11 protein-coding genes are annotated in these 13,354 nt (G+C 64.8%); 9 read left to right on the top strand and 2 right to left on the bottom strand.

The window, feature by feature from the left end; all coding sequences use genetic code 11:
- Positions 1–300 precede the first annotated feature (300 nt).
- From AC2FLM_RS01615 to AC2FLM_RS01605, 3 genes are read left to right on the top strand one after another with little or no spacing between them, the layout of a single operon-like run.
- Entirely contained in the window at positions 301–1,188 is an 888-nt protein-coding gene (locus AC2FLM_RS01615) for a phytanoyl-CoA dioxygenase family protein (RefSeq protein WP_496855053.1), read from the top strand.
- Between the two features lie 2 nt (positions 1,189–1,190).
- Positions 1,191–1,988 carry a maleate cis-trans isomerase family protein gene (locus AC2FLM_RS01610; protein WP_496855051.1) on the top strand — a complete coding sequence of 266 codons (798 nt, stop codon included), beginning with the start codon at positions 1,191–1,193 and terminating at the stop codon, positions 1,986–1,988.
- A gap of 43 nt (positions 1,989–2,031) precedes the next feature.
- A complete protein-coding gene (locus AC2FLM_RS01605) occupies positions 2,032–4,461 on the top strand; it encodes a GcvT family protein (protein WP_496855049.1) in 2,430 nt (809 codons plus the stop codon).
- 36 nt (positions 4,462–4,497) lie between these two features.
- Here AC2FLM_RS01605 and AC2FLM_RS01600 read toward each other — a convergent pair whose 3' ends face one another.
- Positions 4,498–5,316, bottom strand: coding sequence for a helix-turn-helix domain-containing protein (locus AC2FLM_RS01600; RefSeq protein ID WP_496855047.1), 819 nt, complete (start codon positions 5,314–5,316; stop codon positions 4,498–4,500).
- Between the two features lie 176 nt (positions 5,317–5,492).
- Here AC2FLM_RS01600 and AC2FLM_RS01595 point away from each other — a divergent pair, with 176 nt between their 5' ends.
- The 6 genes from AC2FLM_RS01595 to AC2FLM_RS01570 all read left to right on the top strand — a co-directional run bounded on the left by AC2FLM_RS01595 (position 5,493) and on the right by AC2FLM_RS01570 (position 12,518).
- Positions 5,493–7,061: an ABC transporter substrate-binding protein gene (locus AC2FLM_RS01595; protein ID WP_496855045.1), complete on the top strand. Its 1,569-nt coding sequence runs from the start codon at positions 5,493–5,495 to the stop codon at positions 7,059–7,061.
- A 76-nt stretch (positions 7,062–7,137) separates the two neighbouring features.
- Complete coding sequence (locus tag AC2FLM_RS01590) at positions 7,138–8,082, top strand: ABC transporter permease (protein WP_496855043.1); 945 nt, start codon at positions 7,138–7,140, stop codon at positions 8,080–8,082.
- A 10-nt stretch (positions 8,083–8,092) separates the two neighbouring features.
- Positions 8,093–8,971: an ABC transporter permease gene (locus AC2FLM_RS01585; RefSeq protein WP_496855041.1), complete on the top strand. Its 879-nt coding sequence runs from the start codon at positions 8,093–8,095 to the stop codon at positions 8,969–8,971.
- Entirely contained in the window at positions 8,971–9,942 is a 972-nt protein-coding gene (locus AC2FLM_RS01580) for an ABC transporter ATP-binding protein (protein WP_496855039.1), read from the top strand. Before AC2FLM_RS01585 ends, AC2FLM_RS01580 begins: the two co-directional genes overlap by 1 nt.
- Complete coding sequence (locus AC2FLM_RS01575; protein WP_496855037.1) at positions 9,939–10,922, top strand: ABC transporter ATP-binding protein; 984 nt, start codon at positions 9,939–9,941, stop codon at positions 10,920–10,922. Before AC2FLM_RS01580 ends, AC2FLM_RS01575 begins: the two co-directional genes overlap by 4 nt.
- 165 nt (positions 10,923–11,087) lie before the next feature.
- Entirely contained in the window at positions 11,088–12,518 is a 1,431-nt protein-coding gene (locus AC2FLM_RS01570; RefSeq protein ID WP_496855035.1) for a C69 family dipeptidase, read from the top strand.
- Between the two features lie 34 nt (positions 12,519–12,552).
- Here the strand turns inward: AC2FLM_RS01570 and AC2FLM_RS01565 are convergent, their stop codons facing one another.
- On the bottom strand, positions 12,553–13,263 hold the full coding sequence (locus AC2FLM_RS01565) for a helix-turn-helix domain-containing protein (protein ID WP_496855033.1): 711 nt from the start codon (positions 13,261–13,263) through the stop codon (positions 12,553–12,555).
- Positions 13,264–13,354: the final 91 nt, after the last annotated feature.

Below are 13,354 nucleotides of genomic sequence, written 5' to 3'. Positions count from 1 at the left end.
GAAATCGCGGTGTCCCGCGGGATGTCCCCGCCCGAGTTTGATCCGGTGTTGCGTCGTTCATCTGATTCCCGAAATTTTCTTTCAACGTATCTGGTATATACCAGATTCAGCAAGGAGATTTTTTAGCTTGACTGAGCGGGCAGACTCGCCGTTACATCGAGTCAATCTGGTATATACCAGTTTTGACCGACTGACAAATGGCAGAGCCTCTCCGGTGTCGGTCCGTCGCGCGGCATGGCGCCCGATTGGCGCCGATAATCTCACCCCCGGCGCGGCCGGGCCCAACAGGGAGGAAAGGCAATGGGACTGTTGTCACAGGAGCAAAAGGACACGTTCTGGCGCGACGGCGTGCTGGTTGTCGAAGATGCGGTGTCGCCTGATGAATTGGCCGCGCTCAGGACCGTTTTCGAAGACTGGGTTGAGGAAAGCCGCGCCCATGACGACGATTTCGGCGAAACGCAGGACGGTCGCGCACGGTTCGACCTGCAACCGGGCCACAGCGCCGACAAGCCCGCCCTGCGCCGCATTCAATCGCCCGAAGAGGTCTCGGAGGTGTATGCACAGACCATGCGCACGGCGCGCACAGTCGACTACTGCGCCGAACTGATCGGGCCGGACCTTCGCTTTCACCATGGCAAGGTGAATTCCAAATTGCCCGGATCGGCCACACAGGTGAAATGGCATCAGGATTTCCCGTTCCAGCCGATGACCAATGACGACATGATCACCTGCCTGTTGTTCCTCGACGACGTGACGCTGGAAAACGGCCCGCTCGAGGTGATCCCGGGCAGCCACAAGGGACCGATCCATTCGCATTGGCACAACGGTGTGTTCACCGGCGCGGTGGATGACGCGATCGTCGAGGCAGAGCGTGACAGGATCGTCAAATGCACCGGCAAGGCGGGGTCGGTCTGCCTGATGCATGCCAGCCTGCTGCATGGTTCGGCGCCCAATCTGTCGGACCAGCCGCGCACGCTCTACATCACCACCTATTACGCCGAGGACGCGATCGAGCTGAGCCCCAACCACCTGCCAAGCCGGCTCACCCATGAACTGGTGCGCGGCGAGGCCTCGGGCCGGGTGCGCTGTACCGCTTACCAGATGGAGCTTCCGGCGGTGCCCAAGGGCACGTCCTTCTTTGCGCAACAAGAGGGGTCGGATGGCGCTGGCGCTGGGGCGATGATGTAGCCATGCAAAACGCCGCGTCCTCTCCCCCCTCTGTGATTCCCCCCTCTGTGATCGAAACGCTCGCGTTCGAAACCGATGCCGGACTTGGCCAGCGGGCCCGGATCGGCCTGATCGTGTTGCAGACCGATCAGACCATCGAGCACGAGTTCGCCCACCTGTTCCGGGGGGAGGGCGTGGCGCTCTATCATGCGCGCATCCCCAACGCGATGGAGGTCTCGCCCGAGACCCTGCGCCAGATGCAGGCCGATCTGCCGCGCACCGCCCAGCTGTTGCCGCCGTCTTTCGGCTTTGACGCCATCGGCTATGCCTGCACCTCGGGCGCCACGATGATCGGCGAGGCCCGCGTGGACGAGATGATCCGCGCGGTACATCCCGGCGCCCGCACCTCGAACCCGATCACGGCGTGCAAGGCGGCGCTCTCGGCGCTCGGTCTGCGCCGTATCGCGCTGCTGACGCCCTATCCGCCCGAGGTGACGCTGGAAATGCAGGCCAATCTGCGCGCCGCGGGGTTCGAAACCGTAGCGGTTGCCTCTTTCAACCAGTCCGACGATTTCACCGTGGCCCGGATCTCGGCCCAGAGCATCCTTGACGCCGTCGCGACCATCGGCGCGCGTGACGAGGTGGAGGGTGTCTTTGTCTCCTGCACCAGCTTGCGTGCACTCGGTGTGATCGCCGAGGCCGAGGCGCGGATTGGCAAGCCGGTGATCGCCTCGAACCAGGTTCTGGCCTGGCACCTGATGCGGCTGGCGAGCCTTGGCGGCGTGCCAGAGGGCGCCGGTCGCCTGTTCGCGTCCGGCTGACCCACCGCACCCAATCCCCGAATTTCAAGACAGGATCAAGCAAATGACCACTCCGCTTCCCGACAGGGCCCGCGTCGTCATTATCGGCGGCGGCATCATGGGCTGCTCGGTGGCCTATCATCTGGCCAAGGGCGGCTGGAGCGATGTCGTGCTGCTGGAACGCAAGACGCTGACCAGCGGCACCACCTGGCACGCGGCGGGGCTGGTCGGGCAATTGCAGGGCAGCCATGCCACCACCGCCTTTGCCAGCTATGGCGTTGAATTGTTGCAAGAGATCGAGGCGGAGACCGGCCAGAACCCCGGTTTCCGCCAATCGGGTTCGATATCCATCGCGCTGAATGACGAGCGCATGGCCGAGCTGAAGCGCAAGGCCGATTTCGCGCGCCTTTTCGGGGTCGAGGCGCATTACATGGAGACGGCAGAGATTGCCGAGCGCTGGCCGCTGATGAATGCCGAGGGCGTTCTGGGCGGCATCCACATGCCCTCGGACGGGTCGGCCAACCCGGTCGACCTGACCCAGGCGCTGGCGCGGGGCGCGCGAAAATACGGCGCCACGATCCGCGAGAACGTGAAGGTCGAAGAGGTGTTGACCGCCAATGGTCGCGTGACCGGCGTGCGCACGGATCACGGCACCATCACCGCCGATTTCGTGGTCAACTGCGGCGGCATGTGGGCGCGTGATCTGGGCCGCCAGAACGGTGTCGGCGTGCCGCTCCATGCCTGCGAGCATTATTATCTGGTCACCGAGCCGATCCCGGACCTGCCCGCCGACCTGCCGGTGCTGCGCTCTTACTGCGACGGCACCTATTGGAAAGAGGACGCAGGCAAGCTGCTGTTCGGTTTCGCCCATTTCCAGGCCAAACCCTGGGCCACCGGCGGTATCCCCGACAGTTTCGAATTCGACAGCCTGCCCTTTGTCGAGGATGACGTGATGGAGGTGCTGGAACTTGCCATGAACCGCGTGCCCATCCTGCAGGAAACCGGCATACGCACCTTCTTTAACGGACCTGAAAGCTATTCCCATGATGGCCGCTTCACCCTGGGCGAGGCGCCCGATCTCAAGGGGTACTTCGTGCTGGCCGGGGTCAATTCCACCGGTATCCAATCTGGATCAGGCGCGGGCAAGGCGCTCGCCGATTGGATCATGGCAGGCCACGCGACGATGGACCTGTCCGAGATGGACCCCGCCCGGATAGAGGAGTGGCAAGCCCGCGATCCCTATCTGCAGGAACGTTGTCCTGAAACGCTGGTGCTGACTTACGCGATGCACTGGCCGGGGCGGCAACGGGAAAGCGCACGAGGTTTGCGGCGTACACCATTCTACCACGCGATGAAGGCCCATGGTGCGGCCTATGCCGAGGTGCAGGGCTGGGAACGCCCCGGCTGGTTCGCCCCCGGCGGTGAAACGCCGGTCTATGATCATTCCTTCTTTCGTCCCGGCTGGTTCGACCATGTCCAGGCCGAACAGCGCGCGGTGCGCGGCGCGGCGGGCCTCATCGACTATTCCATGCTGGGCAAGCTGATGGTCGAGGGGCGCGACGCCGAGGCGTTTCTGCAACGCGCCTGCACCAACGACATGGCCCTGCCGGAGGGGCGGCTGGCCTATACGCTGATGCTGAACGCGCGCGGCGGCATCGAAAGCGACGTGACCGTTGCCCGCCACGGTCCCGACAGTTTCATGGTGATGAGCGCGATCTCGCATACCCGGCGCGACCGCGACCACCTGCGCAGACTGGTCCAGCCGGAAGAGGACGTGCGCCTGCGCGATGTCACCGCGTCCTTTGGGGTGCTCTCGCTCTGCGGTCCGAAATCGCGCGCGATTCTGGCGGCGGTGTCGGATGCCGACCTGTCGGATGCGGCTTTCCCGTTCAACAGCCTTGCCCATTTCCACATCGGCCATGCCCCGGTGTTTGCCCAGCGGCTGTCCTATACGGGCGATCTGGGCTGGGAGATCTTCGTTACCCCCGATTTCGCCGAACATGTGTTCGAGACATTGATGGAGGCAGGCGCCCCCCTTGGCCTGCGGCTGGTGGGGGGCGAGGCCCTGAACGCGCTGCGGATCGAGGCGGGTTTTGTCCATTGGGGCCATGACATGGCCTATACCGAGGCGCCGCATCAGGTCGGGTTGGGCTTTGTCTGCAAACCGGACAAGGCGGTCCCCTTTGTCGGGCGCGATGCCTGTCTTGAGCGCAAGGCCGGGGGCGCGGGTCCGTTCCTCTGTTCGGTCCGGCTGGCCGAGGGCGACGCGCTGCTGCACCATAACGAGCCGGTCCTGATGGGCGATTCCGTTGCGGGGTTTGTCACCAGCGCCGCCTTCAGTGCCCAGACCGGCACCGCCATCGGGTTGGCAATGGTCTCGCCGCCCGAGGGCGGCGGGCGCCGCGATCTCGGTCAGCGGGCCTGTTCGGTTCTGGTCGAAGGGCGCCGGGTGGCGGCAACGCTCAGCCTGCGCCCGCTGATGGGGGCGGGGTAAGCGCGCCACCCTTGGGGCGGGCTGTCGGTTGTGCGGCTATCCGGGCCGCCCCGGCATCACAAACCCCTCGGCATTTGCCTCGCGGGCGCCCAGCAGGATCGACCGGGCCCGCTGGTCGAGTTTGGCCGAGTTGATGTCATATCGCCCGACCTGGCGCATTGCGTCGCGCAACGAGGTGAAATCGTCCAGATAGCGCCACACCACAGGAGAGGTGAAGGGCAGTCTCTGCCGGCTGCTGATGCCGAATGTCGTGCCGCGCAGATATTGCAGCTGCCCCCGCCCGACGGGATGGAGCACCGTTTCGACCAGCGCATCCCGCGCCAACCGTTGATATTCCATCACGAAGATGCGATTGCCCAGCATCGCCACGCGCCCGTCATATTTCGACAGGTACAGGCTGCCATCGTCGGGGTCGATCGAACGTTCCAGCGAGCGGCTGCGGATCAACCCGTCGTGTTCGTCCAGGCAGACCAGCGCGCAGACGATCGAGTTTTCCCAGGTCTGGGTCAGGAAATAGCTGAGGTAATAGCCCAGATACCGGCGCAGCGGCAGGGTCTGACCGCGAAAGGCGGAATAGAAACCGCCCCCGTCCGGACGAGGCACCTGGGGGCCCGCCAGCTTGCCCGCGACCGAGGGGTGCGCCTCGAATTCCTCGGTCGGCAGCAGGAACTCTGCCTGTCTGACCCCGAAATGCACGGCGATCTTGCGCATGTTGGCGGGCGATGGCCGCGCCGCGCCGCTCAGGTATTTATTGAATTGCTGGCGATTCACCCCGATCCGGCGGCAAAGCGCGGAAACCGAAGATTCGGTCGAGCACAACAGTCTGAGATTGGCCGCAAAGCTGTCGGTCTCCATTCCCGCGAACTCCCTTAGGGTTTCAGCCCAGTTTATTGAGCGATTTGCATGCTGAACAGCATAAAGTCGCGTCAGATCGCGTCTGCCCGCTCAATTGCGCGAAATTCCGGCTTGGCGTCTCAATCGCTCCGACTCCGCCGCAGAACCGGCGCGATATCTTGACAGGGAGACAAGAGATGAACGGAGCCAACATTTCCTGGACACGTGTCGGGTTGCCCCGCCGGTCCTTTCTGAAAGGCGCCAGCGCGCTGGGTGGCCTGGCGGCGGCAGGGTTGTTGCCTGCGCGTCCGGCGCAGGCATCGGGCGGGGTGCTGAAAACCCGCACCTATGCCGATATCCGCTCGATGGATCCGGCCTTCAGCCAGGGGGTGGTGGACGAGGAGATCCACGCCGCGATCTACAACAAGCTGATCCAGTACAAGCCGGGCCGCGAATGGGGCTGGCAACTGGATGCCGCCGCGATGATCGAACAGGCAGACGACACCCATATCAACTTTGCCCTGCGCGACGATATCGGGTTCACCAATGGGTTTGGCGCGATGACCGCCGAGGACGTCAAGTTCTCGTTCGAGCGGATCATCGACGACGCGCTGGAATCGACCAACAAGCCCGACTGGGGGCCGCTCAGCCATGTCGAGGTGACGGGCGAGCGGACCGGCACCATCGTGCTGAAGAACGCGTTCCAGCCGCTGTGGTCGATCACGCTGCCCTATATCGCGGGCAATATCGTGTCCAAGGCCGCGTTTGACAGCGTCGGCGGCAAGATCGACACCCAGCCGGTGGCGACCTCGGGCCCCTATCTGCATGCGGGCTGGGAGCCGAAACAGAAAACAACCCTGCGCCGCAACCCCGACTGGAAGGGCGACCCGGCCGCGTTTGACGAGATCCAGATCTATCACATCGACGATGAGAAGGCCGCCGAGATCGCCTTTGAGGCGGGCGAGATCGACTTTACCCGCGTCAGCCTGGACAGTGTCGAGCGGCTGAAGTCGAACCCGATCGCGGGGGCGACGCTGGAGGAGTTCCCGTCGCTCTACTATGTCTGGGTCGGCATGAACCTCGATAACCCCAAGCTGGGCAACTTGAAGCTGCGTCAGGCGATCCAGCATGCGATCGACGTGCCGACGATCATGGCGGCGGCCTATTTCGGGGCGGCGGAACCCTCGACAGGGATCATCGCGCCGGGTCTGGCCGGACATCGCGACGCACCGCTGACCGGTGTGGCGGCGGATCTGGACAAGGCGCAGGCGCTGATGGCCGAGTCCGGCGAGGCCGGGGTTTCACTTGCCATCGACGTGCTGAACAAATCGGCCAACGTGACGGCGGCGCAGATCATCCAGGCCAATCTGGCGGCCATCGGCGTCACGCTGGAAATCCGCCTGCACGAGGGCGCGACCTTCTGGGAACTGGGCTCGAACGAGGATCTGGAACTGGTGCTGAACCGCTATTCGATGACGCCGGATCCGTATTACGCGACCTCGTGGTTCATCACCGAGCAGGCGGGTGTCTGGAACTGGGAGCGGTTCCGCTCGGAAGAGTTCGACAAGCTGCACCTGGCGGCGCAGTCCGAGGGCGACCCGGCCGCGCGCGCGGCGATGTATGCCCGCGCCCAGGACCTGATGGAGGAAAGCGGCGCCTACAAGTTCCTGACCCACGAGGCGACGCCGGTGATCTATCGCAACAGTGTCACCCCGGCGCTGCGGCCCGATGGGCTGCCGCTCTACCGCTACTTCGGCACGGCCTGAGACCTCTCCCCGAGGCCGTTGGGGGCGCAGGTTTGATCTGTGCCCCCCTCCTTTTCCCTGAAAGACGGGGTACCCCATGCTGTCCTTCATCTTCAAACGGATCGGGCTGGCGGCGGTGATCACGGTTCTGGCCGTGTCCTCGCTGTTCCTGATCGTGCACATGATCCCCGGCGACCCGGTCTCCACCATGCTGGGGCCGCGCGCCACGCCCGAGATGCGCGCGGCGCTGGAGGCGCGGATGGGGCTGGACCGGCCGCTGATCGTCCAGATCGGCCTGTTCTTTACCAACATGCTGCGCGGCGATCTGGGGATGGATGTGTTTTCCAACCGACCGGTGACGGATATCGTACTGAACCAGGTGCCCTATACGCTGGTGCTGATCCTGTTCTCGATCACATGGTCGGCCGTTCTGGGGGTGGCGCTGGGCTGTTATTCCGCCGTGAACCGCAACTCGCTGGGCGACCGGCTGACCGGCATCCTGTCGGTCTCGGTGATCGCGGTTCCCGCCTTTGTGGTGGCGCTCTATTCGCTTCTGATCTTTGCGGTGAAGCTGCAATGGTTTCCGGCCATCGGGGCAGGGGATGCGGGGGATTGGGGTGACCAGCTGCATCATCTGATGCTGCCGAGCCTGGCCATCGGTCTCAGCTGGGTCGGCTATATCGCGCGGCTGGTGCGGGCCTCGATGCTGGAGGTGATGGGCGAGGGGCATATCCGCACCGCGCGCGCCTTTGGCCTGCCCGAGCGGCGGATTGTGTTCGGCTATGCGCTGCGGCTGGCCATCCTGCCCACGGTCACGGTGATCGGGGTCGGCATGGGGTTTTTGCTGTCGGCGGCGGTGTTCACCGAGATCGTGTTCTCACGCCCCGGCCTGGGCAAGCTGGTGATCGACAGTATCACCACCCGCAACTACCCGGTGGTGATGGGGTCCGTCCTGTTTTCCACCCTGATCTTTGTCGCCTCGACCACGCTGGCCGACATCGTCAACGCCATTCTGGATCCGCGGATCCGGGCCGGGAAATGAGGGCAGGGACATGACCGATACAACGATGCCAAAGCCCCGGTCCGAACTGGGTGAAATCCTCTACCACCTTGTGCGCGACCCGCTGGGGCTGACCGGGCTGGTGATCGTGGTGCTGATCCTCGCTTCGGCCATCTTTGCGCCCTGGATCGCACCCTATGACCCGATTGCGCTCAATGTGCCCGACCGGTTGCAGGGGCCGAGTGCGGCGCATCTGATGGGCACCGACCAGCTGGGGCGCGATACGTTCAGCCGGGTGATCTGGGGCGGACGCGTGGCGCTTCAGGTGGCGCTGCCGACCATCGGCGGGGCAATCTTCTTCGGGCTGCTGCTGGGGATGATCGCGGGCTATGGGCCGCGATGGCTGGACAACCTGATCGTGCTCTTGTTCGACACCATCCGGTCGTTTCCAACCGTGATGTTCGCGTTGGCGGTGGTGGCGCTGGTAGGGCCCAGCCTGAACACGGTGATCGTGGTGATCATGGTGACCTCGATCCCGACCTATGGGCGGGTGGTGCGCACTCTGACCCAGTCGCTGAAAGAGGCGGAATTCATCACCGCCGAGAAATCGCTGGGCGCCTCGACGCCCCGGATCATGGCCGTGCATCTGCTGCCCAACGTGCTGGGGCCGCTTGCGGTGCTCGCGGCGATGGACATCCCGACCGTGGTGGGGCTTGAGGCGGGGTTGTCCTTTCTGGGCATGGGGGTGAAGCCGCCGACGCCGTCCTGGGGATCACTGCTCAACGACGGTTACAACCTGATCCGCAACACGCCGTGGCTGATCATCGCGGGGGGCATCCCGCTCATTCTGACCACCATCGGCTTTACCTTTCTGGGCGAGGCGCTGCGCGATGTGGTCGACCCGAAACTGCGCGGCAAGGGGGGCAAGTGATGGCCGTTCTCGATATTCAGGGCCTGTCGGTCAGCTATGCCACCCCGCGCGGAGAGCTGAAAGCGCTGCGCGATGTGTCCATGACCGTGCCCGAAGGCAAGATCGTCGGCATCGTCGGAGAATCCGGCTGCGGCAAGTCCACGCTGATTTCAGCGATCATCCGGCTGATGGCACCCAATGCGCGGGTCGGTGCCGGGGATGTGATGTTCAAGGGCGCGGACCTGCTGGGCAAGAGCGCGGCGCAGATGCGTGGCCTGCGCGGCACCGAGATTTCCATGGTGTTTCAGGACCCGATGCAGACCCACAACCCTGTGCTGACGGTCGGCCGCCAGATGATGGACATCCAGTATCGCGACCGGCTGACGAAAGCCGAAAAGCGCAAGCGCGCGACCGAGATGCTGGCGCTGGTGGGCATCCCCGACGCGCAGGCGCGGCTGAACCAGTACCCGTTCGAATTTTCCGGCGGCATGCGCCAGCGCATCGCCATTGCCATGGCGCTGATGGCGAAACCGGCGCTGTTGATCGCCGACGAGCCGACCACGGCGCTGGATGCGACGCTGGAGGTACAGATCATCGAGCGGTTGCGGGAATTGCAGGACGAGATCGGCTGTGGCGTGCTGTTCATCTCGCACCATCTGGGGGTGATTGCCGAACTGTGCGACGAGGTGGTGGTGATGTATGCGGGCGAGGTGGTCGAGACCGGTTCGGTGCGCGATGTGTTTCACCAGCCGGCCCATCCCTATACGCGGGCGCTGCTGGAATGTGATCCGGGTCATATCAAGGTCAGGACCCGCAACCTGCCGACCATTCCCGGTAATATCCCCGATCTGGTCAACCTGCCGGGCGGCTGCATCTTTGCCGACCGCTGTTCGAAGCGTCACGATGCCTGTTCGGTTCGGCCCGCCATGGCGGATGCCTCGGGTGGGCACAGGGCGGCATGTCATCTTGTCGGGGCGGGGGTGACCGCATGACTGCGCTTCTGGAAATCAACGACGTCGTGGTCCGGTTCGGCCTGCGCGGAGGCCTCTTCCGCAGCGCTGGCAGTATTAAGGCGGTCTCGGGCGTCAGTCTGAAGATCGAAGAGGGCCGCACCTATGGCATCGTCGGCGAAAGCGGTTCGGGCAAGACCACGCTGGCGCGCGCGGTTGCGGGGCTGCACCATGCCTCGAGTGGCTCGATCCTCTATCGCGGGCAAGAGCTGCGCGACCTGCCCGAGGCGCAGTTCCGCAAGCTGCGCCGCGAGATCGTGATGATGTTCCAGGACCCGATCGGCTCGCTGTCTCCGCGCCTGTCGATCAAGTCGCTGATTACCGAGCCGTTCCGTATTCAGGGCATGAAGGATCGTGATCTGGATGCCGAGGCAAGGCGTCTGTTGGCCATGGTCGGCCTGCCGCCCGAATTTGCGGCGCGCTATCCCTATCAGATTTCCGGCGGTCAGGCGCGGCGGGTGGGCGTGGCGCGGGCGCTGGCGCTGGACCCGAAACTGCTCATCGCGGATGAGCCGACGGCGGGGCTCGATGTGTCGATCCAGGGCGAGATGCTGAACCTGCTGGCCCGGCTTCAGGACGAGTTGGGCCTGGCGATCATGATCATCACCCACAACCTGAACGTGGTCCGCCACATCACCGACAGGGTGGGCATCATGTATCTGGGCAAGCTGGTCGAGGAGGGCGAGACCGAGGCGGTGTTCTCGGCGCCGCAGCACCCCTATACGCTGGCGCTGCTGGCGGCGAATCCCGAACCCGATCCCGATGCGCAGCTGATGCGCATCGCGTTGCAGGGAGAGCCGCCCAGTATCCTGCGGCGGCCCGCCGGGTGCGAGTTCCATACCCGCTGCCCCTTTGTCCAACCGCGCTGCGCGACCGAGGTGCCGGCCTGGCAGGAGGGCGCAAGCGCGGCTCATCGCTGTCATTTCCCCGGCGCATGGGCACAGCAGACGGGTCCCGGATGACTGCCATCCCCTCTGCGGGCGGGGGCACAGCCTTGCCGCCCCGGCCAATCTGAGCGACAACCCGTCGGGCGGTTCCGAAACGAGCGGGGCCTGCGCGGCGCGCGAAACCTGGCGGCAGATCCGGCGTTCCCGCCGCAGCGCTGCCGCAACCGGAGACCATCACGCATGAGCTATGCAATCTATGTCGGCAAATCCCACAGCCGAACCGGCCATGCCTGGCTGGCGGGATACGGAGATGAACCTTCGTCCCACTGGCTCGAGATCGTGGCAGCGGCGGAGCACCCCGAGGGCGCCACCATCGAGGTGGGCGTTGGCCCCGAAGCCGACATGCCGGGCCGCAGGATCACGGTGCCACAGGTGCCCCGGACGCAAGCACACATGCGGGTCAGCTATTCCTATTATCTGGGCGTGCCCGCGCCGATCACCAATGGCGGTGTGAATGCCGCCGGTGTGGCGGTGCGCGACGTCTGGTCTACCTCGCGGCAGGAACTGCGGGACATGACCCCCAATGATCAGGCCGGCTTCACCTATAGCGACCTGGCCCGCACCGTGCTGGAGCGTGCCACCAGTGCGCGGGACGCGGTCACGCTCTGCGCCGCGTTGATCGCGGACCATGGCGAGGCGACCTATGGCGGCAATTCCCATATCTTCGCCGATGCGGACGAGGCCTGGGTGATGATCCAGTTCGCCGGCGGGCAGGGGCTGTGGGTGGCCGAGCGGCTTGGCCCCGACAGCATCCGCGCCTCGCGCCCCGGCTATGTGCTCGAGGTGCCGGTGGACGAACCCGGTCACCCCGATTTCCTGTGGTCGCCGAATTTCGTCAGCTTTGCACGTGAACGCGGCTGGTACGAGGCCGGGCCGTTCGACGCCAACGCGGTCTATGGCGACGGCAAGGGGCGCTGGGACGGGATCCGCTGGATCGAGGATGAGATGCAGGCCCGCGCCGCCCGTCCCGGCAAGATCGGTCTGGAGGACATGATCTGGGCCGTGCGCACCGAGAGGCTGACCGGCGACACGGCGGGATATGGTCAGGTCGTGCCACTGCGGCGCGTCGCGGACCCGGCGCTGACCTGCATGTGGCATGCGGCCTGCGGGGCGCTGGCGGCGCCGTTCTCGCCGGTCTTTCTGGGGCAGGACGCGATCCCGCCGGAATACGGGCCGCACCGCTATCTGACCACCGGCGAGTCGCACCGGTTCCTGGATTTGCGCAAGGCGGTCAGCGGCGGCCACGATACCGTGTCGCTGGTGCCGCAGTTCAACGAGACCAGCGTGGGCGCCTTTCAGGACTGCAAGCGCCTGATGTATCTGATGCAATTGCTGGGCGAGGCCGCGCTTGCGCCGGTGCATCAGGCCTTTGACCGGCGCGAGGCGCGGCTGTCCGAATTGACACAGGCGCATTTGCGTGTGGCCGGGGCCGCGCTCGAGGCCGGTCACCGCGCCGAGGCGATCGCGGTCCTGTCGGCCTTTTCCAACAGCGAACTGACCGCGGCGCTGGCACTGGTGCGCGATCTTGCGGCGGGCCTGTCCGTGCAGGCCTCGGGCTTGCCCCGGACGGCTCTGCCCGGCACGCCGGCGACCTTCAAACAGATCTGGTAGCGGCACGGCGGCGCCTGCCGCCTTTCCCCGCCCCTCAGGTCCTGTCGTCGTCGATCAGCGGGCTGGGCCGGGCAAAGCGTTCGAGCTGCGCCTGGTCGGTGATGGTGATCCGGTTGCCCTCGACCAGCACGCCATAGGGCTGAAGGCTCTTGAATGACCGGCTCAGGTTCTCCGGCGTCATGCCCAGAAGCGAGGCCAAGCGCCATTTTTCGAAGGGGAGGTCGAACTGGGTCGCCCCGTCGCAGCGGCCTTGCTGACGCAACAGGTAATTGGCCAGCCGTTCCAGCGAGGACCTGAGCTTGAGATCCTTCATCGTCTTGACCTTGCGACGATAGGCCTGGGCTAGTTCCCGGACGATGGCGCGGGCAAACGCGGGGTCGGCGTCGAACACGGCGCGCACATCCTGGCTGGGGATCAGGGCGATCCGGCTTTTTTCCAGCGTGCGCGCCGACATCAGATAGGGGGCGTCCCGCACCGTGGCCGCAAGGATGAAGGTAGAGATCGGCCGCACCGTCGCCAGGCTGCTCTCGCGGTTGTTCCAGCCCGAAAACAGATCGACCGAGCCGGACAGCACGATATGCAGGAAATCGCTGGGCTCGCCCTCGGTGATCAATTCGATCTGAGGCGGGAAATTCTGCACATAGGCGCCGCGCATCAGCGACAGGAAATGCTCATCCGACATGTCCTCGAACAGGTGAAGCCCCCGGATGTCCGGGTAATCCGACTCGGGCATACCTAGGCGCATCTGCATCCACCTCTTGATAAATATCAATATTTCGATTGATAAGAATCAATCAATTGATTGATCCACGTCCCCTTACGCCTTGATACCTCGT

The sequence above is a fragment of the Ruegeria sp. SAZD011 genome (genome assembly GCF_059612545.1).
This window is presented reverse-complemented; position numbering and strand designations above follow the sequence as displayed.